This window comes from Flavobacterium sp. P21 (genome assembly GCF_050632225.1).
Lineage (GTDB): Bacteria > Bacteroidota > Bacteroidia > Flavobacteriales > Flavobacteriaceae > Flavobacterium.
On the sequence record NZ_CP192585.1, the window covers coordinates 5,142,274 to 5,165,031 of the forward strand.

23 protein-coding genes and 6 pseudogenes are annotated in these 22,758 nt (G+C 30.1%); all 29 read right to left on the minus strand.

The features are described 5' to 3' along the window. Positions 1-33 precede the first annotated feature (33 nt). Positions 34-225: a hypothetical protein gene (locus tag ACQ9BO_RS25875; protein ID WP_431243035.1), complete on the minus strand. Its 192-nt coding sequence runs from the start codon at positions 223-225 to the stop codon at positions 34-36. Positions 226-254: 29 nt separating this feature from the next. After that, positions 255-1,433 (minus strand): UDP-glycosyltransferase, encoded by a 1,179-nt coding sequence (locus tag ACQ9BO_RS25880; protein WP_431243036.1) that lies wholly within the window; start codon positions 1,431-1,433, stop codon positions 255-257. Between the two features lie 44 nt (positions 1,434-1,477). Next, positions 1,478-2,173: a cytidylyltransferase domain-containing protein gene (locus tag ACQ9BO_RS25885; RefSeq protein WP_431243037.1), complete on the minus strand. Its 696-nt coding sequence runs from the start codon at positions 2,171-2,173 to the stop codon at positions 1,478-1,480. A 632-nt stretch (positions 2,174-2,805) separates the two neighbouring features. Next, a pseudogene (gene neuC / locus ACQ9BO_RS25890) lies at positions 2,806-3,967 on the minus strand (UDP-N-acetylglucosamine 2-epimerase). Further along, positions 3,964-4,986 carry an N-acetylneuraminate synthase family protein gene (locus tag ACQ9BO_RS25895; RefSeq protein WP_431243038.1) on the minus strand — a complete coding sequence of 341 codons (1,023 nt, stop codon included), beginning with the start codon at positions 4,984-4,986 and terminating at the stop codon, positions 3,964-3,966. The pseudogene neuC and the gene ACQ9BO_RS25895 overlap by 4 nt, the downstream one beginning before the upstream one ends. Positions 4,987-5,223: 237 nt before the next feature. Then, positions 5,224-5,520 carry a hypothetical protein gene (locus tag ACQ9BO_RS25900; RefSeq protein WP_431243039.1) on the minus strand — a complete coding sequence of 99 codons (297 nt, stop codon included), beginning with the start codon at positions 5,518-5,520 and terminating at the stop codon, positions 5,224-5,226. Between the two features lie 45 nt (positions 5,521-5,565). After that, positions 5,566-6,150, minus strand: a complete 585-nt coding sequence (locus ACQ9BO_RS25905) for a glycosyltransferase family 2 protein (RefSeq protein WP_431243040.1) — start codon at positions 6,148-6,150, stop codon at positions 5,566-5,568. Between the two features lie 5 nt (positions 6,151-6,155). Further along, positions 6,156-7,418 (minus strand): UDP-glycosyltransferase, encoded by a 1,263-nt coding sequence (locus ACQ9BO_RS25910; protein ID WP_431243041.1) that lies wholly within the window; start codon positions 7,416-7,418, stop codon positions 6,156-6,158. A gap of 20 nt (positions 7,419-7,438) precedes the next feature. Then, positions 7,439-8,523: pseudogene (gene wecB, locus ACQ9BO_RS25915) on the minus strand (non-hydrolyzing UDP-N-acetylglucosamine 2-epimerase). Next, positions 8,513-9,457, minus strand: coding sequence for a glycosyltransferase family 2 protein (locus ACQ9BO_RS25920; RefSeq protein ID WP_431243042.1), 945 nt, complete (start codon positions 9,455-9,457; stop codon positions 8,513-8,515). The pseudogene wecB and the gene ACQ9BO_RS25920 overlap by 11 nt, the downstream one beginning before the upstream one ends. Then, entirely contained in the window at positions 9,457-10,290 is an 834-nt protein-coding gene (locus ACQ9BO_RS25925) for a glycosyltransferase (protein ID WP_431243043.1), read from the minus strand. Before ACQ9BO_RS25925 ends, ACQ9BO_RS25920 begins: the two co-directional genes overlap by 1 nt. 4 nt (positions 10,291-10,294) lie before the next feature. Next, the gene (locus tag ACQ9BO_RS25930; RefSeq protein ID WP_431243044.1) at positions 10,295-10,951 is read right to left on the minus strand and encodes a hypothetical protein; all 657 of its coding nucleotides are present in this window, start codon (positions 10,949-10,951) and stop codon (positions 10,295-10,297) included. A gap of 83 nt (positions 10,952-11,034) precedes the next feature. Then, entirely contained in the window at positions 11,035-11,247 is a 213-nt protein-coding gene (locus ACQ9BO_RS25935) for a glycosyltransferase family 2 protein (protein ID WP_431243045.1), read from the minus strand. Then, on the minus strand, positions 11,241-12,149 hold the full coding sequence (locus ACQ9BO_RS25940) for a glycosyltransferase family 2 protein (protein ID WP_431243046.1): 909 nt from the start codon (positions 12,147-12,149) through the stop codon (positions 11,241-11,243). The genes ACQ9BO_RS25935 and ACQ9BO_RS25940 overlap by 7 nt, the downstream gene beginning before the upstream one ends. Before the next feature lie 20 nt (positions 12,150-12,169). Further along, the gene (locus tag ACQ9BO_RS25945; protein WP_431243047.1) at positions 12,170-12,985 is read right to left on the minus strand and encodes a hypothetical protein; all 816 of its coding nucleotides are present in this window, start codon (positions 12,983-12,985) and stop codon (positions 12,170-12,172) included. An 88-nt stretch (positions 12,986-13,073) separates the two neighbouring features. Then, positions 13,074-13,996: pseudogene (locus tag ACQ9BO_RS25950) on the minus strand (glycosyltransferase family 2 protein). Next, entirely contained in the window at positions 13,993-14,361 is a 369-nt protein-coding gene (locus tag ACQ9BO_RS25955) for a glycoside hydrolase family 99-like domain-containing protein (protein WP_431245213.1), read from the minus strand. Before ACQ9BO_RS25955 ends, ACQ9BO_RS25950 begins: the two are co-directional and overlap by 4 nt. Next, positions 14,355-15,083: a glycoside hydrolase family 99-like domain-containing protein gene (locus ACQ9BO_RS25960; RefSeq protein WP_431243048.1), complete on the minus strand. Its 729-nt coding sequence runs from the start codon at positions 15,081-15,083 to the stop codon at positions 14,355-14,357. Before ACQ9BO_RS25960 ends, ACQ9BO_RS25955 begins: the two co-directional genes overlap by 7 nt. Further along, positions 15,070-16,163: pseudogene (locus ACQ9BO_RS25965) on the minus strand (glycosyltransferase WbsX family protein). The gene ACQ9BO_RS25960 and the pseudogene ACQ9BO_RS25965 overlap by 14 nt, the downstream one beginning before the upstream one ends. 14 nt (positions 16,164-16,177) lie before the next feature. Beyond that, positions 16,178-16,774, minus strand: coding sequence for an acyltransferase (locus tag ACQ9BO_RS25970; RefSeq protein ID WP_431243049.1), 597 nt, complete (start codon positions 16,772-16,774; stop codon positions 16,178-16,180). Between the two features lie 7 nt (positions 16,775-16,781). After that, a complete protein-coding gene (gene rffA / locus ACQ9BO_RS25975) occupies positions 16,782-17,909 on the minus strand; it encodes a dTDP-4-amino-4,6-dideoxygalactose transaminase (RefSeq protein WP_431243050.1) in 1,128 nt (375 codons plus the stop codon). Positions 17,910-17,916: 7 nt separating this feature from the next. Next, positions 17,917-18,348, minus strand: a complete 432-nt coding sequence (locus tag ACQ9BO_RS25980) for an acetyltransferase (RefSeq protein ID WP_431243051.1) — start codon at positions 18,346-18,348, stop codon at positions 17,917-17,919. Further along, positions 18,342-18,485 carry a hypothetical protein gene (locus tag ACQ9BO_RS25985; protein ID WP_431245214.1) on the minus strand — a complete coding sequence of 48 codons (144 nt, stop codon included), beginning with the start codon at positions 18,483-18,485 and terminating at the stop codon, positions 18,342-18,344. The genes ACQ9BO_RS25980 and ACQ9BO_RS25985 overlap by 7 nt, the downstream gene beginning before the upstream one ends. Positions 18,486-18,533: 48 nt before the next feature. After that, positions 18,534-19,225: pseudogene (locus tag ACQ9BO_RS25990) on the minus strand (WbqC family protein). Next, the gene (locus ACQ9BO_RS25995; protein WP_431245215.1) at positions 19,226-19,780 is read right to left on the minus strand and encodes a glycosyltransferase; all 555 of its coding nucleotides are present in this window, start codon (positions 19,778-19,780) and stop codon (positions 19,226-19,228) included. A 190-nt stretch (positions 19,781-19,970) separates the two neighbouring features. Beyond that, a complete protein-coding gene (locus tag ACQ9BO_RS26000) occupies positions 19,971-20,246 on the minus strand; it encodes a hypothetical protein (RefSeq protein WP_431243052.1) in 276 nt (91 codons plus the stop codon). A gap of 31 nt (positions 20,247-20,277) precedes the next feature. Beyond that, complete coding sequence (locus ACQ9BO_RS26005; RefSeq protein WP_431243053.1) at positions 20,278-20,532, minus strand: hypothetical protein; 255 nt, start codon at positions 20,530-20,532, stop codon at positions 20,278-20,280. Further along, positions 20,520-21,771: pseudogene (locus ACQ9BO_RS26010) on the minus strand (polysaccharide ABC transporter ATP-binding protein). The gene ACQ9BO_RS26005 and the pseudogene ACQ9BO_RS26010 overlap by 13 nt, the downstream one beginning before the upstream one ends. 42 nt (positions 21,772-21,813) lie before the next feature. Continuing rightward, positions 21,814-22,680 (minus strand): ABC transporter permease, encoded by an 867-nt coding sequence (locus ACQ9BO_RS26015; protein ID WP_431243054.1) that lies wholly within the window; start codon positions 22,678-22,680, stop codon positions 21,814-21,816. Between the last annotated feature and the right edge of the window lie 78 nt (positions 22,681-22,758).

The following is a 22,758-nucleotide window of genomic DNA, read 5'->3' on the forward strand; positions in this document are numbered from 1 at the left end:
TATAATCTGATAAAATAATCTCTCTTATCATATTTATGTATTTAAAATCTCTTTCATTGAACTCCAAATACGCTCACAAGTCGCATTTGCTGGTTGTTGATTAATTATATCAAACCAATTTTGAGCATATAAAACTATATCCTCAGGATTATTTAATCCTGCGCTTATTTTTTCTGCAATTTCATCAGCAGAATTTAACCAAATTACGGAGTCACTATTAAACATTGAACGAAAATGAATATAATTGTAAATTTTTAAAACAGACCAATCCTTGTTTTTTTATTAGTCACATCATAGTTGATAAAAGCACAAGGTTTTTTGTGAGCCGCATAATCAAAAACCATGGAAGAACCTAAATTTATAACCATTTCCGTATGATGTATCGTATTCATTTGTAAATTTATATCAGATTGAGTAGGCAAAATAGCATCCCATTCATTTCCTATTTTTTTCCAAAGTGGCTCAATAGTAACTATTACATCCTTATAATTTTCAAGAGTTACATCGAATCTATTAGAAAAATCAACTGGACAACGTCTGAAAATAATACCCAGTGAACATCCTTGATTATTTAACAGTCGGACAGCTTCTGCTACATCAGCCAAATATTGTGGATCATCGGGACAAGTCGTAATATCATCCCCCGAATAACAGATGTATTTTTTATTTATATCTAACTTATGTTCATTAAAAAATTCATTCTTAGAGATTATTCGATTATTATCGAAATGAGATTCGAATTGAGGGGTTCCTGTTACAAAAATTTGTGATTCTTGTATGTATGGATAATAAAAGAGTAACTCCTTTTTCATATACTCACTCCATACAAAATAATAATCTGTTTCAACAACCATAGTTGCTTTAGGTAAATTATCCCATGAAAAAATAAAGGTTGATGTAGGAATGCCCAAATCTTGAGTCGCTAATAAAGGCGCAATTGCTGTTGTATGTCGCTGATTTGTACATAAAACAATTGCAGGTTTTTCCTTTTGCAACGTTTCTAAACATTGATTATAATACAAGGTTTTCCTTTCATTTTGTTTTATTTTTTCTCGAACTCTGCTCAACCCAACATTAGATGAATGAGTAATAAAAATAGTTTGGGTAATTATACTTTTTATTGCTTTTTTCCAATTGGAATACGAAAATGGGAATCTATATGAATCATAGACCTTATCTTTTGTTTTTTTAATGGAAAGATTTAAGTCTATATGTTTACGAGCATTCTTATATATTTCTGTAAGTGGATGAGGCTTTGAATATTTAATTTTTATTTCTTTAAGATTTAATTCAGTTAAATCAAAAATGGTATTATTCCAGTATACGATCTCAAAATTATTTTCCGAACCAATGTTATAGAACTTTGAATAAGCAAAATTCTTAAGTCCCACTCCATCAGGGAGAACAACAAATACTTTAATTTTTTCTTTCAATTTTTATTGTATATAATTGCTTTTTCACAAGTCAACTTATCAAACTACTTGCGAATTTTAATTAATTGTTCTGCTTTTTCCCAATCCTTCAATGTATCAATATTTACATATGAATTGGCATCCGATTCAATGAAAGCAGTTGTTTTTCCTAACAATGATTTTTGTTCCAAAAGAACATTTGTTTTTGTTATATAAATACTTCCATCTCTATGATATGCTTTTGGAAGTTCTTGTCTTCTAGTTATTATTTCATCTTCTCCAGTGGCTATTTTTAAATTCCCATCAGAGTTTACTTCAAATGTCCAATGCGGATTATATTCGTGAGGAACCTGCAAAACCGAAACCAAAGAATCGCAATTAGAATTTATAAATTTTTCAATTGCCAGATTAATAAAAGCAACAGTTCTAAATGGACTTGTAACTTGAAGAAGACAAACAGCATCAAAAAATATATTTTGAGATTGATACCACTCTAATGCATGGATTATTACATCAATAGTTGGCGTATTATCATGAGCTAAATGTTCTGGACGAATGAATGGAATGTTTATTCCTAATTTTCTACCTATTTCTATAATGTTTTCATCATCACTGGACAAAATGATTTCTGACAAATAACTTGACTTAATTGCAACCTCAGCCGTGTAAGTCAATAATGGCTTCCCTCCTAAGTTTTTGATGTTTTTACCGGGAACACCTTTTGATCCACCTCTGGCTGGAATTATAGCTAAAATTTTCATTTAATTTTTCGAATTCTATATTTCAAAGATGTAAATGCTTTCTCTATAAACCAATTAATTCTGTTTTCAATTGATGGCTTTAATCTAAAAAGTGTGTATCCTCCCTCAAAACTATTATTAACCTCATTATAGAATGGTGAGTTTTTTGAATTTCTTTTTAATGAAATTTTTCGACTTATCAGTGCTTTAGGAAAAACTCTAGTTATAAATTTTCGCTGATTTTCTCTGTCGCCTTCAATAAGAATAATTGTATTTGGTTTTACAATTTTTTTAAAAAAGACTCATTCTCAAATGAGCCATCAATAATTATAAGGTCAAACTTAATAGTGCTATTATAATCCAAGTAACTTTTTATGTGATTAAAATTGAAACTCTCACTAATGCCTTTTAAATTTTCTCGAAACGCATTAATACAAAACTCATTATCTTCTGTTCCATAATAGTCCATTTTTTTATTTAAACCATTTAATAAATATGGAATGGTACCAATGCCAATACCAAATTCAAAAACGGAATTAACGGATTTTTTTTGCCAATTTTTCTATACCCATTAAAGCAAATTCTTTCGCAATATGTTGGCAACCTTCTTTCTTTGAAAACAATGAAAATGTTTCTTTATACATGTTTGTAAATTAATAAGTTATTGTTTTATGAAATCTTAAAGGCAATTCTCGTAAGAGACTTGCAATTTTTTCTCCTGCATTTCCATTTCCATAAATAAAGGACGAATTTATTTTGCCTTTTCCAATCGATTCAAGAATCGCCTCTTCAATTTTATCCTGATTATAATCAACATCAATAATATTATTACCTCGATCTCTTTTGTTTTGTCTTGATCCAATATTAACTACAGGAACTCCCAAAAAAGCGCATTCTCTAATGCCAACACTCGAATTTCCAATCAAACAATTGCTATGATAAAGCAAGCGCAAAAAATCCTTTCCTTCCATATTTTTAAAAAAGTGAACATTTTTCAATTGATGTTGCTCTCTAAACGCACGTATACCCGTCGAAGTTCCATCAGCTCCAGCATCAACATTTGGCCAGAACCATAAAGTTGGCATATTCAATTTGTATATTGCTTCTAGCGTTACTTCAATATGTTTACGGGAATCTTTGTATTCATTAGTCACTGGATGCCGCATTACTACAAGATACCCTTTTGACAAATCAGGTTTTGCTCCAACACCGCCATATTTTTCATATGGATCAAATGGAAGCGCTTTACTATTAAGAATTTCCTCTGCTAAATCTATTGAGGGACATCCTGTATTAAAAACCATTTCAGGGTTTTCTCCCAATTTTATAACACGTTCTTTAGCACTTTCAGACGCAACAAAATGATAATCGGCCAATTTTGTGATTGAATGACGTACTTTCTCATCAATATTACCGGTAACTTCTCCTCCTTGTATGTGCGCCAAAGGAATATTCATATATGATGCTCGCAATTGCTGTAGCCATTGTCTCGAAACGATCTGCCACAGTGACTGCAATATCGGGTTTCAGATTATCAAAAACACTAGATAATTCTAAAATTCCAATTCCTGTCGTTTTTGCAGTGCGACCAAATTTTCACCCTCCAAAACATTAAACACTCGCGCCGCAATTTTAAAACCATCTTTTTCAATATAGTTAACTGCAGAACCATATCGATCTAACAATGCCGATGCTCGCAACAATCAATTGAAGTTCCAAATCTGGATGATTGTCTATCGCTGTTAAAACTGTTTTTACACGACTATATGATGGGCGGGCTGTAATTACTACAGCAATTTTCCTTTTTTCGTTCATACTAGATCTTCTTCATTTAAAAAGTCCCATTGTTTCATATCTGTTTTAAGAGTTTTGCCTAATACTTCTTTGTATCGGCTGGCTAAAATACCAAATCCTTTTGGCTTTTTAGCTTCTAAATCTTCAAATTTCAGAATATGATTTTTAGGCAAATCTTTATTAATTGCCAATGATTTTTCAAAAATTTGCTTTAAAGGTTTTAATTCTTCAATATCATTTTTATCTATTGGGTTTGCAATTGCTGTTGCAATATTTCGAACCGATTGCACAAGTTCTTTTGTTTCAGCAATGGTTAATGACGCTTTTGAATCAGGACCAAAAAGTTCTCGATCAAAAACGACGTGAAATTCTAATATAGAAGCTCCCAATGTCGTTGCCGCTATACAAGCTTCTTTTTTAGCTGAATGATCTGAAAAACCAACAGGAACATTATAGCGTTTATATAATTCTTGAATAACATTCAAACCATATTGCTCTGGTTCTGTTGGATACGCCGTGGTGCATTGTAAAATTGAAAAATCAACATTTCGTCGCTTTAAAAAACTAATTGTTTCGTCTAATTCAACATAAGAGCTCATGCCTGAAGACAAAATAACAGGTTTTCCTGTTTGAGCAATTTTCTCTAAAATCAAAAAATTATTTACTTCTCCAGAACCAATTTTATAGTATTTCACTCCAATTTCTTCCAGCCATTCTACCGCCAAATTACTAAAAGGCGAGCATATAAAATCCAAACCAACTTCATCACAATGTTCTTTGATTCCCTTCCATTGCTCCAAACTGAACCCCATCCTTTTCCAATAATCAAATCTTGTTTTATCTTCTAAAGAAAATTTCACTCTGAATGGTTCATGCACACTACTTTCTGCTTCAGCTATATGCATCTGGAATTTAATGGCATCAACTCCCGTTTTTGCAAGTGCATCAATGTAGGAATATAAGATTCCTAAACTGCCTTCATGGGCTTGACCGATTTCAGCAATTATATAAGGCTGATTATTTGAGGCGCCAATTTTCATATAATTTGACTTTGTTTTTTAATACGAATAAATCTTTTCAGCTGTCTTTAAAATTTTATGTAAATATCAAAACTTTTAGTTCTTCCACAACAAAAAATGCTTGTATTTGGACTCTAACCAAGGTCTAAAAATGAAATAATCAAAATACATTGATCCTTTCAAATACTTAAATGAAGTATTAAATTTTGACACTTCGATAAAATACTTCAATCAATTTAAATTCGCTTAGCTCTTCTCTTAAGGTTTTAATTTTTTATTTATATTTTCCGGACGCCAATATAATTTAGTTTCATGTAATTTATTAAATTTTTGAAACTCTATTTTTGTTAAACGATTTGACTGTTTTAACAATTTAGGAAAATTAATAACGACATCTCCTAGAGCCTGTATTATTGCAAAAGTAGCTTTAATATCTCCTTTTAAAACTTTATTTTTAATTTGAATCCATAAAGTATAAAGAAATCTTCTGGGTATTTGACTAATTGGATAAAATAAAAAATACAAATACCAGCCTGATCTTAAAGAACGACGCAAGCGAATTTGATAATCGGCATTTTTTTTCTAGATTTAAGATCAACCCTATGATTTACTAAAACTTCGGGTAAATAATGTACTTCCCATTTTTTTGAATAATTGAAAGGATGCAAAATCTTCTTCTCCATAAAACAAAAACCAAGATGGATAGTCTGGAATTTCTTTCCATGCTTTCATTCTCCAAACATTTGCACCACCAGCAAAACTTTTAACCCTACAACTAATTTCATTGCAGTCTGTTGCTGTTGGTTCTTTTAAATCCCAAAAAATCCTAAAACTTAATAAGGCTATTTTAGAATTTTCACTGAATTTTTCTTGAATAACTTCTAAAGGATTTTGTGTTATAAAATGCAAGTCATCATCAATAGAAATAGCAAACTCGGTAGTTACCAAACTCATCAATTGATTTCTACTATATATCAATCCTTTACTTTCAGAATTTTTAATCAATCGAATTTTAGGAAAATTATCTTGTAAATATGATGATGTCCCGTCTGTTGAACCATCATCGCAAATAATACAATCTACATTTTCTTGGTCTAATAAGTACTGGATTTTACCTAAAGTAAATATCAAATCTTTCTTACGGTTTTTAGTAGTTATTAAAATCGAGAAACTAGATTTTTGCATTGTACTTACTCATTTCTTTTTAAATTATCCATAACTTCTTTTAAATATTTTACAGACAGATAATCTTCCAAATCTTTTCTATTTAACAACAAATCATCTGGATTGATTTTCCATTGCTGATACATTTGCCCTATTAAATGTGCTATTTTTTTAACATCATCTGCTTCTGACCAATAAGGATATTCCTCTCCTAATAATCTTTTCACTTCACAATAATAGGGTGCCAAAGAAAGAATTGGCTTATTAGCCTCGACACAATGTGGAAATTTCCCAGGAAGAAATGGACTTATCTCGCTTTTTGATTCGAGTATTATATTAACAGATACATTTTGCTGTAAATTGTAAACCTCTGCAAAAGGCTTGTTTCCATTATAAATATAAATTTCAGGATTTTTTGCACTATAATTTCCCAACATTTCACTAAAATAAAAAGCGTTTCCTAATAACAAAAGCCTTACGTCTTTTTTAGCCTCAGGATTTTGTTTCAAAAACATTTTAAAACCCTCTATCAAACCTTCTGGAGAGCGTTGCTTCATTAAATTTCCTGCATGAAGAAGATTAAATTTTGACGGATCAAAATAATTTGGTAAATCTTGTTTTTGAATATCTTGTTCTGCATTCTGATGAGGAATTACAATCCCCGTTTTAAGAAAATTAGGAAAATAACTGCCCATCCATTCATTTAGTAAAAAACTAGGAAAAACACTAAATCTTGCTTTTTCAGAAACCTTCTGAAAAAATTTTTCCTTCTGAAAAAATCCTGGTTGAATCCAATTGTAAGGTCTTGGATAAAAATGGTAAGGAAATGGATCATGAACATAAGCCATCCATTTATCATGTAATTCGGGAACATCTAGAATGGCATAATGTGGTTTAAAACTGGCTCCTTTACTTAAAGTCAAAACCAAATCGTAATTATCTACAATTTCTCTCTTTAATGCTTTTTTTATACTTTGGGTATCATTAAAAAAGGTAAAAGAAAATCCAAACCAACTTTCAAAATAAGGATTCAGACTGATTTTTGTAACTCGAGTAAAAACTCTTTCCAACCTACTTAATAAATACAGCCCTGCGAATTTCCTTTCTTTTATTCTAAAACAATCGATGCCTTCTAAAAAAACATCTTTCGGAGTGTAATGAAGTACTTTTAAATCAAATCCTGCCTTTACCAAATTATTAATCAAAGCGACACGTCCTTTTGTTCCGCTACTATCATTAATATCAATTGACTCTGAAATTACTAATATCCTTTTTATTTTAATATTCATTCAAATTTCGAAGTTAAAGATTAATTTTCTTGACTAAGAATATCGATTATTCTTTGGGCTGTCTTTCCGTCCCATAATTCTGGTATATTCCCTTTTTTCCAATTTCCTGAAAATAACTTTTCAAGAACCGGCTTAATTGCATTGGGATCAGTACCAATCAACTCATTTGTGCCTACAGTAACTGTTTCTGGTCGCTCTGTATTATCTCGCAAAGTGACACAAGGAACTCCCATTACTGTTGTTTCCTCTGTTATTCCTCCAGAATCAGTTATTACGACTTTTGCATTTTTTACTAAATAGTTAAATTGCAAATATCCCATTGGTTCTACTAAATAAAGATTTTCACTAACCATTCCTAATTTATCAATTACTTTTTGAGTTCTGGGATGTACTGGGAAAACTACTGGTAAATTATTTGAATTCTCTAAAATTTGTTCTAAATATCCTTTTATTTTTTTATCGTCATCGACATTTGAAGGTCTATGAATCGTTAACAAGAGATATCTATTTTCTTTCAAATTTATAGAATCCCAAAAATCTGGTTTAATCAATTTTGTTTTATATTTCTCAAGGGTATCAATCATTGTATTGCCTACAAAAAAATTTTTTCAGAAGGAACTCCTTGTGAGATTAAATTATTATTGGCGGTTTTTGAAGTTGTAAAGAAATAACTGGTAATACTATCTGTAACTATTCGATTAATTTCTTCAGGCATCGACCAATCATTTGAACGAATACCAGCTTCAACATGTGCTACTTTTATTCCCATCTTGGTCGCTACAATAGAACATGCCATTGTTGAATTTACATCGCCAACTACAAGACAAATGTTTGGCTTCGACTCTTCAATCAATAGTTTTTCATAACGCACCATTATTGAGGCGGTTTGCTCAGCTTGAGATCCTCCTCCAGCTTCTAAATTATAATCCGGCAAGGGAATATTTAATTGTTCGAAGAAAGTTCCACTCATATTTTTGTCATAATGCTGACCGGTATGAATGAGTCTAAAATCTATTTCATTATTTTTTAAATCTTTAATTGCCGAAATAATAGATGCAATTTTTATAAAATTTGGTCTGGCTCCCGCTATAATATCAATTCTCATAGTTCGTGTTAGTTCTTAATTTCTTGCGAAATTTATACAACAAGATTTTAATTGGTAAAAGGTTATAAAAAACAATCCATTTTGCCCTTGTAATAAAATTTAACTTACTTGTTTCGAGTATTTTTGAAAACAATTTAAATTTTTTATACGCCATAGATAAATGCATAAAATATCTCATTAGCGAGTAATTTAATAGTTTTTTAGCTTGTAAATTCTCGACCACTAATAAAATTGCATTTTGCTTTGACTCTACTCGTATTTGATTATTCCTGTAAAATTCTCCAGTATTAGAATTCGGATGCTTTCGTCCAAAGAATAAGCACTTTTCAATAGAAATTCCTCGATAACCCGAGGTTAAAATTCTAGAATATAATTCCCATTCTTCTGCGTACATCAAATGTTCTGTAAAGCGATTGTTTTCAAAACAAAGTGCTTTCCACATGACAGCACAAGAATTAAAAGGAAGCTCGTTCTTCAACATTCTTTCTATGTCCTTTACATCAATATAGAAAGAACCGTATTCTTTAGAATAATCAAAATTATAATGAAAATTTTCAAAAAAAACACTGCGAATATAGCGGCAAAAATAAATATCCGTATCCGATAATTCTTTAATACATAATTCTAAGTTTTGAGGATGCACAATATCATCATCATCAAAAAAAATAATGTATTCTCCTTTTGCCAAGTCTAAACCATAATTTCGTGAACCTGGTAATCCTTTTACATATTGATCTGGTCGCTTAAAATATTTAAAACGCTGATCCTTTTCTATTAAGGGACCAATTATTTCAAAAGTATTATCAATACCACCATCGTCAATTATTAAACATTCAAAGTTCTTATACGATTGATTTTCGATTGAAACTAAAGTTTCAAGTATGAAATGGCTTCTATTGTAAGTCGCCATAATAATGGATACTTTAGGGTTCATTATAATAATGATTTTATAAAACGGACTGGTTTTAGAACAAGATTTCCTATTCTAAATTCTATATTTTTTAAGATTTTATGCTTCCCTTCTTCTTCTTTTTTAACCCGGGAAAGCAAATTACTTACAAGAAGGTCATAATTACTCGTGTATAAATCTTTGTGCTTGATAAATATATAATTTAAAAGTTCGTATTTAATTAAGTTTGCTTTAGAAGTTGTTGCATCATTTCTTTTTCTATAATTATATAATGGTTCCGGTATTATATGTGCGGTACCACCATTTTTCAAAAGACGAATAAAAAACTCCCAATCTTCAAAACCTTGCTTCATTGTTTCATCATATCTCCCACAATTTTCCCAATCTTCTTTCCTAAACATTGAGGTACCAAGCGCGGCATTTGAAAATAAAAAATCAACAATACTTCCACCAGGAGGTTTAAAAAGTCTCGTTTTTTTATCTTCAAAAATTAAATTAGCAAAGCAACTTACTAATTTATGATCTAAATGATTTTTTAATACTAGTAAAGCCTTTTCGCAAAAAGTTGGTTCAAAAAAATCATCACTATCTAGCACTAAAATATAATCTCCTTTCGAAGCTTCAATACCAACATTTCTCGCTGTACTTTGACCTTGGTTTTCTTGCGTAATTAGCTTTGCTATTTTTGGCTCATGTTGTTTTAAAATTTCTTTAGTCTTACTATTTGAACCATCATCAACCACTATAACTTCTATGTTTTTATAGGTTTGGTTTAATGCAGAATCTATAGCTTGTTCAATATATTGCCAATCATTATAACAAGGGATAACGATTGAAATCATTATACTTTCTTTCATGCTACTATTTTCTTGCATATTTCATAATATTATATCCTTTTCTAAAATATTTCCCAAATTTTAAAGCCATAAAAAAAGCTACTCCTTTTGAAAAAGAATAGTATTGACAAATTAAAAAATAGGCATCTTTACAAAAAGGGATTTTCTGTTTATTTAGTGCCAATTTAAACGCATATTGCATATAACCTGAAAGAAACCACCGAATTAATTCTCTATTTTCAAAGACAATTAAGTCCTTCGCCGTTTGATATTTTATAGTAGCTACGATTGATAAATAATTTATTTCATTTTCTCTATTTATGAGTGAAATCGAATTAGAATGCATCCTTCTGTGTGTCAAAACATGATCTACAAACTCCCCTTTTGGAGAGCGTTGCAACATTTTTATAAAAAAATTATATTCATCCCCATCAACAATATTTTCATTGAATTTTATATCCTCTACTATCTGACGTTTACCTAAAAAATCATCTGTAATCCAACCTATACGCTGTAAAGCAACATTTTTATCCGAAATAACTGCATCTGTTTTATTAAATTCAAAAGGCCTTCCTAAAAGAATACCCGTTTCATGATCAAAATTCTGAACATCAGTGATTACAAAATCCAGACCACGAGTCAGGAGGGTTTTATATGATATTTCCAAATGTTCAGGAAGCATAATATCATCACTGTCAAACCATTTTATTAAAGCCCCTACTGTTTTAGAAAAGCCATAATTGCGACAAGCATTGGCTCCCTTAATTAATTCAACCGGCCTTTTGTAAGCTTTAAAGCGACTGTCTTTTTTTCATAACTTTCCATAACAGAGAAAGAAGCGTCTGAACTATGATCATCTATCAAAATACATTCCCAGTCTTCAAACGTTTGTTTTTGAATACTGTCCAAGGTATATGGCAATAAATCTTGACGATTATAGACAGGAATAATTATGGAAATTTCAGGTTTGTTTAACATTTATTCTTTACATATATTAAAAATCTCCTAGTAAACTTAATGGATTGCAAAAAATATAAATTACTCAAGTATAACCAAAATAAAGCTGGCCAAAATAAAAGTGTAATTTTCTTTGTTCTGTAAATCATTTGTTCATAGTGAAGCAATAGATATCTTCTCTGCTCTTTATTAAAATTAGATAGGAAATTGAAAATTAAAAAATTAAAGAACAGAATTTTAGCTTGTTGTTTATTATATTCTTTATATTCTTTCCTCGAAATATTTTCAGGACTCAATCTAAATTTTACAATTGAAGAATTTATTGAGTAAATAAAATTAGATTCCGAAAACTCTAGCCAGGCTCTATCATCTGAGTACCAAGCTAAATCATAATCAAAAAAACCATATTTCTTATACTTTTCTTTATAAAAAATATATTCAGAAAGAGAGCTTCTTGTTTTATTTCTTATTTTTCTATAAAAAAAATCGGTAGCCTTTTCAAGAGTGGGATGTGTATATTCTCTTGAAATGACCTCATTATTCTCGTCAATTTCTATTGTCGCATATCTAACTACAGAGCACTTATTTTTTTCTATTTCATCTTTATAATTGTAAAAATCTTCAACACATGTTGGAGACAAAATGTCATCGTCTCCCAAAATCATCAACCATTGTTCTTCATTTGATAAGGCGATACAACGATCCCATTGCTGTACTAGAGATTTGCTTCCAATATTTGTCTCAAAGTTGTGGTAAACCAAGTCTAATTTATCCTGATACTCACAAATTAATTTTGAGGGATTTTCTGGACTAGCGTCATTTCCTACAAATACTCTGAATCGCTTATCAGTTTGATCAACTAAAGATTGCAAAGTAGCTTCAAAGAATGTTAATTTATAGTATGGGATTATAATAGCGAGCATATTTTGAAAATGAAGCGAAATTATTTAAATAGTATTTTCTTTTTAAATTTTCGCATATATCTTTTTGCTAAATTTTGATAAGTATTAATCTGAAATATGTATTGTCCTTTTATTTGAGTATGATATTTAGGGATTAAAAACCAAAACCAATTTTTATTAAATATTAATTTATTAGTAACAACATCTTCTAAAATATCATTCTTATTTCCAAAATCACCATAATTATTAATCTGAATATAAACTTTTTCTATCCATCTTTTATTAGGAATTATTTCATACAAATTTTTGACAACTCTATAATCAGAAGCCTTCCAATGGTCCCATTTTGCAAATTCCTTATATTTTGAATGGAAAAGAAAACAAGGACTTCCAATGTTTCTAAATTCTACCTGTCTTTCATTAAAATGCCTTTTCAATGGTAATACTTTTCCATTAGGATATCTCATTTGCCAAATAAAAAGTGTGTCTTCATTGGCTTTGTGTATTTCAGAAACAATTTCCTTAATAACATTATTATGCAACAAATGATCATCGTCATCTAAAAATAAAATCCAGCCATCTTCAATTTGGGCAAGCAATTCATTGCAATATAAATTATAGGGAGCATGCAAATGTCCCTCAGGATTAATCAATACTTCACCATCATATTTCTCAACTTTTACTTTGCAAATTTCTTCGTCATTCAAATACCCAAGGTCAACATCATTTTCAAAACTTATGAATTGCCTGATATTTTTATATGTTTGACTTGTAATTGATTTCCTGCAATTATAAAAACCTATTGGTCTATTTGAAGTACGAGTCAATATGTTTATAAGTACATCAAATCTATTCATGACTCTTATTTATTATGCTTTTCAGTTATTGGATTAATACACATTTAAAGGATTCTAACTATTAAATCCACTTTTATCAAAAGAAAAACTAAATTAAATTTAAAAATGAGGGTTTCGCAATTTTACTTTCATCTCTCCGTTTTAAAATATCCTTTTCTTGCAGTCCATTCAATATTTTTATCTGTTTTACAATTTTTACAAATAAATTAAACCTTATAGAAAGAATCGCTTTAAGTGCAAATTTATAGAGTTTGTATTTTTCTTTTCGAAATGAAAACTCATTGAAAGGATTAGAAGCTTCGAGTATAATTTTTCGTTTATAAACTAATTTTAAATCCTGAAAATAGACATTTTCATTTCGTTCTTCTCTATCATGATACAAGGCAGTATTTGCTAAAACACCTATTTTAAGTTTATGGTAATGTAGTCGGCGCAAGTAATTATCATCTTCGCCGTAATGAAAGAAAGAAGGATTAAATCCTCCTACTGTCGCAATACATTTGCGCGATAAGAGCCAACCAGCGGCATTTACAAAATCAGCTTTGTAGATAGTAGCTTTTAGATTATTCAAATAAATATCCGAATACAATTCTTTGCATCTAGATGGAATTATATAATTAGAAAAATTTAAATCTAAATTATTTCCATTTCCATTGAGATGCATTGGACTTACAATTCCGTATTCTGGCTCATTTTTCTGCGCAGAAATTAATTTTTCAATTGTATCTGATTGTACCCATGCATCCTGATTTAATAAAAAAACAAAATCAGCATTATTATTATATGCTTTTTCAATACCAATATTATTAGCTACTCCAAAACCTAAGTTAATTTCAGATTGTATAAGTTCCACCTGAGGATATTTCTTTTTAAAATTCCTTGAAAATTATCTGTAGAATTGTTATCAATTATCAAAATCTCAACAGGAATTGTACTTAGCAGTAAACTGTCTAAACACTTTTCAATCCATTTTAAAGGATTATAAGTTACTATTACAACCACTGCTATCATAACAAAGCTTCAAGATAAGATCTACCCCATTTTTGACATGGCTCTAGATGATTTCCTTCTGCCCATTCATTCCATGCATTTATAAACACAAACGAGTCATCTAACTTTTCGAAATTTTTAGCTTTTGTTTTATTTTTATACCAATATCTAAATAATTCAGGAGTACTGTTTCTAATCATTGTTGCATTTTGCCCAACTCTTCTTGAAGAATTATCCCACATTGGAGTAACACAAGGATATACGCCGTAATCACTATTTTTAAGATCAAATTCAATAAACTCTTTATAATCTACTCTAAAATCTTTGTTTTTTTTAGCTTTAATATTTAATTTTTTAAGCAGTTTATTTTCGATACGCTTTACAATAGTTTTTTTCTATTTTCTAATTGAATTCTAAAATTCTTCATCGATCTGGAAAGAGGCTGAAATTCAATTATGGCATCAAAATCGAATTCTGATATTTTCTCTTTATTCCATCCTATCCAGCGTTCAAAACATCCTAGATACAATTCTATATTTTCTTTTTTTGCCTCTTCTCTAAAAATGGCAATTGTGTTTGCCATATCTGGAAACAGATCTGGTTTATAAAAAATAAAAAAAGGCTTATTGTTTACACGAATATATCTTTCATCTTTAAAAAAAGACAATAAAAACTTTATATGTTCTCGATCATCTTCTGCCGAATAATTTTGTTCTAATAAAACGTCATCCATACTGCCATCCCATGCTCTAGTCCAATTTTCATTAGCCCAACAAAACATGAAACGAAAATCTTCTTTTGGATTTTGAATTTTTCTATCAATAGGCTCGTACATAACACGTTTTCCGTTAAACCAATAGTGATAGTAGCAAAATCCATAAATCCCATATTGTTTAGCCAGCGTTTCTTGAGCTAATCGTGCCTCTTCTAACCGTAAATCGTAAAACCCTAAATCTGCTGGCAAATGAGGCTGATAATGACCTGCAAATCTTGGTTGCGCTTTGGTTACATTTGTCCATTCGGTAAAACCTTTTCCCCACCATAAATCATTTTCTGGTATTGGATGGAATTGTGGAAGATGTATTGCTATGGGCTTAATTTTTTGCATATTTACTAAATAAATTTTTCAATGCTTTTAAATATGTTAATCCATCTTTAATATCTGGCTCAAGGTGATTTCCTTCTGCCCATTCGTTCCACGCATTAATAAAAACAAATTGGCTTTCCTTTTCTCTTTCTTGTTTTTGAATATCCATTATGTTTTCCTCTACCTCCTTAATAAAGGAATCAACATTTTGATTTTTTATTATAATTCCTTTTTACCACGCCTAGCTGTATTGTCCCAACCTACAAATGAGCAGGGAATATAATTATAACCAAAAGTAACTTTCATTTTTTGTTTGGCATATTTATAATCATAAATTTTCAAAGTTGCGCTAAGAATATCTATTTTAAAGTTGGCAAACCATTTTTTAAACGATTTATTGTCAACAAAAGCATTAGGCAAAAGACCTAATTTTGGCTGAAAATTCAATATATCATCAAAACCTAAATCATGATAATTTATTCTTGAATGAGAGTTTGAAGCAATCAAATAAGGATTCTTTAAGCCATTTTTTAAACATTCACTTCTAAATAGAGCAATTGTTTTTTTTGCATCAGGAAGATATGAAGGACGATAAAAAATAAAAACTGGTCGGCCGTTTACTTTTATATATCTTGGATCTTTAAAAATTTCAATCAACCAGGAAATGTGTTTTAAATCATCATCCTCGCCGTAAGTTTGCTCAATCAGAATTTCTTTTTCTTCACCAAGCCATCTTCTGCTCCATGTTTCATTTGCCCAACAAAGCATAAAAGGAAAATCTTCTTTTTGATTTTTTATTTTTCTATCAAGAGGCTCGTGTAATAATCGCTTTCCGTTAAACCAATAATGGTAGTAACAAAAACCATAAATACCGTGTTGTTTAGCCAGCTCTTCTTGGGCAAGTCTGGATTCATCTAAGCGTAAATCATAAAAGCCTAAATCTGCAGGCAAATGAGGCTGGTAATGTTCTTTAAATAAAGGTTTTGCTTTAGTAACATTCGTCCATTCTGTAAAACCTTTTCCCCACCATTCATTATTTTCATCTGTTGGATGGAATTGAGGCAAATAAATGGCAATGGGTTTTATTTTATTTTGAGACATATTTGGATTATTATCTAAGAAATATTTCTTATAATTCGCGCTGGAACTCCAGCAACAATGCAATTATCAGGAACATCTTTAGTTACTACTGCATTAGTTGCTACAATACTATTTTCACCAATTGTCACATTTGGCATTATAGCAACTCCTTCTCCAATCCAGACATTATTTTTTATTACAACTGGACCTTTAGAAATTAATTGCCTCTTTGCAGGTACAATTTTAATCATTTGGGCTGTTGTATCTCCATGATGATGGTCTGTAATATAAATCCTGCTTCCAAATAAACAATTATCTCCAATTTTTATAGAATTTATACATCCGATATGGATATCAGTATTGAATATTACATTGTTTCCAATTTTAATACTTGGTTCAAAATAATTATCTCTATATTTATCCCAAGCTTCAATTCTAAATCTATATCCTGCTGAAAAATTATCACCTATTTCAATATATTGTGGATTTTTAATAGAATAATCTTTCATCAAATTAAAGTTCTTTCCTATTTTTTTAAAACTCTTTTTTAAATCATTAACCTCAGATTTCTCCTTATTTTCTAAAAAGTTAAGATAAGCCAAAAATATCCTGTTTTTTAATTTCTTTATCATATCCTAATTATTTAAAACAATCAACTATAGTATCTATATCATCTTCCGTTAATTCAAAATACATTGGTAATCTTAATAGCAAATCTGTAAATTTATCAGAATTTTCCAGCGTTCTGTTATCATGCTTTGACGCATAAAACACACTTGAATGCAACGAAATGTAATGAAAAACAGCTTGAACATTTTGTTTTTTTAATTTTTCAATGTATTTTGTTCGTTGTGCCAAACTATTAAATTTTAAATAAAACATATGTCCATTATTAGTAGCGTAATTAGGCACATAAGGTATTTCTATTTCTAATTTCTTTGCCAAAGGTTTGATTTTTTTATAATAGTATTCCCAAAGTTTTTTCCTTTTATTTTGAATTACATCTAAATTCTCAAGTTGCCCCCAGAGAAAAGCGACTATAACTTCAGATGGTAAAAAACTCGAACCAGTATCAACCCAGCCATATTTATCAATCTCACCTCTAAAAAATTGAGCTCGATTAGTTCCTTTTTCCCAAATTATTTCTGCTCTTTCACTAAATCTGCAATCATTAATTGCAATCATTCCTCCTTCACCAGAAATTATATTTTTGGTTTCGTGAAAGGAAAACGCGACCATATGCCCAATAGACCCTAGAGGCCTTTTTACTCCATCTATGCCAGTATAAAAACTATCGATAGCCTGGGCGGCATCTTCGATAACTACAAGATTATACTTACTAGCCAAATTCATTATTTTGTCCATATCACAAGCTACACCAGCGTAATGTACCGGAACAATCGCTTTTGTTTTTGAAGTAATTAAGTTTTCAATATTATCTGCGTCAATATTAGGATTATCAGAATAAGAATCTGCAAATACAATTTTTGCTCCCTGTCTCACAAAAGCCAATGCAGTTGAAACGAAAGTGTAACTTGGAACAATTACTTCATCTCCTTCTTTGATATTAGCCAAGATTGCCGTCATTTCTAATGCATCGGTACAGGATGTAGTCAACAGTGCTTTTTTGAAACCATATTTTTCCTCAAAATATTGTTGGCATAATTTAGTAAACTTCCCATTTCCCGAGATTTTACCAGAATGGACAGCTTGCTCTATGTATTTTAATTCATGTCCTATTAAAAATGGCTTGTTGAAAGGAATCATAACTATCTTATAAATTTTGCCGGATTTCCAACATACAATCCCTTTTTTCTATTGATTTTATCACTACGCTTCCAGCGCCTACAAATGTATTTTTGGCAATTGTTAAATTATCTATGATTGTAGTGTTTATACCAATAAAGCATAGTTCGTGAATTTTAACAAAACCTGCAATAGCGATTCTTGGTGATAAAAAACAGTGGCTTTCAATAACACTGTCATGAGAAATTGTAGTTGAGATATTAATTGTTGTATTAGCCCTTATTATAACTTTTTTGTCAATAATACATCCTGGATAAATAAAACATCCCATTTCAATTATTGCTGTGGGATCAATCCAACAAGTTGAATGTATAAAAGTACCAAAAGGAATAAACTTCGAAAATTTTTCAAACATTGTTTTTCTTGCCTCAAGATGTTTATAGCCAATACCTATTAGCAATTCATCAAATTTTTTTCTTTATAATTTTCTTCTATTTCATTAGTTTTACCTAAAATCTTCATACCATTAATCTCATTTTCGATCGAAAAATCATCAAAAAAAACAATCTTTGAATATTTTTTCTGTCGAAATATAATATGCCATCTGCTGTCCTAACTCTCCAGAACCAATTATAGCCAATGTTTTCACTTGTTCGATTTTAAAAATTCCTTAGCTTTATCACCCATATTAAAAATTAAATCTAAAATACTAACTCCATGTTCGAAAGGAGGAAATAGCTGATCATATTCTTTGTATCCCGAGTAATCAAAATATTGAATATTTATTCCTTTGTCTATAAACTTTTTTCATCGATATATGACTTTGCGGCTGGTCCGGAAAAATAGTCAGTACCTTCTAATTGTAAACAAATATCTATTAAGCGCTCATTACGATCTTCTTTTAAATCAAAATCACTTGAAAGTTTAATTTTTTTATTTATCCCAATATAATTAGATATCCCTATAATAAAATGAAGATTGATATCGGTAAGGAATTCCGAATTAATTGTCATATATAGGTCTTCTACAAAATCTTTCGTCTCACTAAAACAATCTGATTTGCTATAGGCCTGTTTTAAAATACGCCAATGATCTAAATTCCATTTTTTAGAAGAAATTTTAGTCTCGTTAATTTTTTGAAGATATTTACCTTTTACTTCAACAGGTATAGTGAGCCAACGTAGACCATGAACAGTTTTAATTAAATTTCTATTTCTCCAATCTCGCCGAGTATACTGCATATCATCGTAAAAAACAAATTCATCAGCTATTGCAATTGAATCAAAATATCCTTTCCATGGAATATAATTAGACTGAGTTATAACTATATTTTTCACTTAAAAAATCTGATTAAAAATACTACTGGCAGAATTAAAGGAAGAATAACTCTCAATCTGCTTAAAGGAATTTAAAGAATATTTTTTGTATTCTTCTTTAGACAATAAAAATAGTTTTTCAATACCAAACGCAAGGTCATCACTGTCTTTCAATACAGCTTTATAGCCATTAAAATCATTGATTACCATATTATTTACCACTCCCATATCAAATCCAACTACTGGTGTACCACAAGCCATTGCTTCTGACACCATCATTGGTCCGGAATCTTCTATAGAGGAGTTTACAAATAAATCTACAGCTTGATAAAGGAGGACCAACAATCGATAATCGGTAATATAATCGATTTTATGCTTCGCATAATTTAAGGATTTAAACTCTTCTGTTACTTCTCGAGAAACAACAAGAATTACTATTTTATTTTTTTGTTCAAAGGATAATTTAGATTCTAAAATTTTTAACGCTTTTATAAAATAGGCGAAGCCTTTTCTAGGGTCATTTGAATTTTGACTTCCCGCTAATATATAAAACTTGGAATCATCAAAATCAAAAATTTTTTTGCTACGTCTCTATTTCTAACATTAAATACACTCGTATCGATAAAACTATTTATATTATGAAAAACCCTTTGTTCTTTATAAATTTTAGATTCTTGTGCCTGTTTTAATGTCCAACCCGATCCTGTAATTATTTGAAATTTTCCTTCCTGTGCATTTCGCAACTTTGTTTGAAAATTTATTTGAGCTAAATCTTTTTTCCTTCAATAATTGCGGGGCACTTTTCGTCGCACCCATCTATATATCCTTTACAATTCCAAGCATAATGACAACCTCCAGTAAAATGATTCATATCTACAGTTACGTTAAATATCTCTGCTTTCGTAATTTTATATAAGTTTAATAAATCTGTGCTATTTATAAACCCATCAGTCATGCCTGTAATTATAAAATCAGGTGTAAAATTTATCTGAGCGATTAGATTTTTAACAGAAATATTCTCAGAAGTTTCATCTTTACTCATAAAACAATAGTTTTCGTCAAATACGATTGTTTCAGCTTTTTTCCCTCCTATATATCTTGTTTTTAATTTTAAACCCTAATCGTATAACGAATGTTTTTTTTATTGTTTTATTTTGCTCTGCTGTATATTTGACAATAAAATCGTCTTTTCTTGTTTTGTTTTTTACTACTAAACATACTGTATGCCCTTGATCTTTTAAAAAATACGCAAGCTTATAAATTGATTCATATGCACCATTTACATCACCAGTAGAAAGAAGCAGAATATTTTTACTTAATTTTCCCATTTTATTGGTATTTTGAAAATCCCATTTTCTGTATCCCCATCTTTGAATTCTTCTTGAACAAGATTTATAATATTTAAATTTAATTTTTTCTGAGGAAGGTCTAATAGTTTAATTTTTGGTATATCTAGTGCAAAACCAATACTATATGAATTTGCAATCAAAAAATTACCAGGTATTTTAATTACCCAAGTAACTATACCAACAAAGTCTAATAATCTACGATTTATAAAAATTACATTTTCGTATTTATCTAAAATGGAAAAATTTAATCGAGAATTTTCTTGCACAAAATTATTTCTAAGAGTAACATTAATAAAAATATCCTGATTGGAGAAATATTCTATCACTTTCTCATTATTTTCATTTCTGAGTTCAACTTCTAAAATTTGTGCTTCTTTGGTATTATCTTCCTCATAAATTATTTTACTAAGATTTTCCTCTATTGAATTTATCTGCAAATATTTTGATAATGCATCATCAATATTGCCATCAAATTTTACCCTCCCATACTCCATAACAATTCCTCGGTTGCAGAGTTGCTTAACAGCTGACATATTATGACTCACAAATAAAACAGTCCTTCCCTCACCCTTAGAAATGTCCTGCATTTTTCCAATTGCTTTCTTTTGAAATTCAACATCTCCAACCGCTAATACCTCATCCACGACCAAAATTTCAGGTTCTAAAAAGCCGCAACAGCAAAAGCTAATCTTACTGTCATACCTGAACTATATCTTTTAACTGGCGTATCTATATATCTTTCACATCCTGAGAAATCAATAATTTCATCCAACTTTGATGAAATTTCTTTTTTGGTCATGCCTAAGATTGCACCGTTCAAAAAATATTTTCACGGCCAGTCATTTCTCCATGAAAACCTGTTCCAACTTCTAACAATGATGCTATTCTTCCACGTGATTTAATGCTTCCTGTAGTTGGAGCGGTTACTTTTGAAAGTATCTTTAATAATGTCGATTTTCCTGCCCCATTTTTACCAATAATTCCGAGTACCTCTCCACGTTCAACTTCGAAATTTATGTCTTGTAATGCCCATACATATTCAGATGTACCTTTTGTAGAGCGATCATTTATATCTCCAATTTTTAAATACGGATTTTCTTTGCCACGAATTTCATGCCACCAACGGTTTAAATCATGTCTAATTGTTCCTGTGCCTACTTGTCCTAAACGATATTGTTTAGAAATATTTTCAGCTTTTAAAATTATATCTTTTTCCAATTTTGAAGTTTAATTAAAGAAGTATTTTCGAAGACTAAATGTTTAGACTGTATCGATAAAAGTTTTTTCTGTTTTATTGAAAGCTAAAACTCCCATAAAAAAAACGAAACAAGTGAAAACAAAAGTAAAAAGTATTCCCAAGGGCGATATCTTACCAACATTTAAAAGCATATAACGAGAGGTTTCGATGATATAGGCTAATGGATTATAAGCTACAAGCCAGCCAAATTTTGGTAATTTTTGTTTAATCAATGCCATTGGATACATCACCGCAGAAAGGTACATTAGTAATTGAACACCAAAACCCACCAAATTACTAAAATCTCTATATTTTGTGACTACAGAAGAAATAAGCATTCCTAACCCTAATCCCAAAATCCCCATTAATACAACCAAAACAGGAAAAAACACCACAGCTATGTTAACTCCAATAACTGCACCTTTGCAATAATAATAAATATAAAATACAATAAAAATTAAAAACTGAATTCCAAATTTTATTAAATTAGAAATAACCACTGACAATGGAGTAATAAGTCTAGGAAAATATACTTTCCCAAAAATCCCAGCATTACCAGCAAATGTATTCGATGTTCCATTTAAACATGCTGTAAAATAATTCCACACCGTAATTCCTGCCAAATTAAATAAAAATGGAGGAACTGTTCCCGTATTAATTCCAGCAACATTATTGAAGATTATTGTAAATGTTATTGAAGTAAACAAAGGTTGTATTAAATACCAAAGTGGCCCTAAGACTGTTTGTTTATAAACCGTAATTATATCACGTTTAACAAAAAGAAACAGTAAATCCCTATACTGCCAAACCTCTTTAAGGTTTAAAGTAAAGAACTTATTTTTCGGTGTTATTTCAAACAGCCACTCATTAAAATTTGGGGAATTATTCATTTTGTTTAGGCTTAATCTTTTAATGTCCTAAAGTTCAAAACCGAGTTAATTAACAGGATTTTTACCCTTTTAAGAATT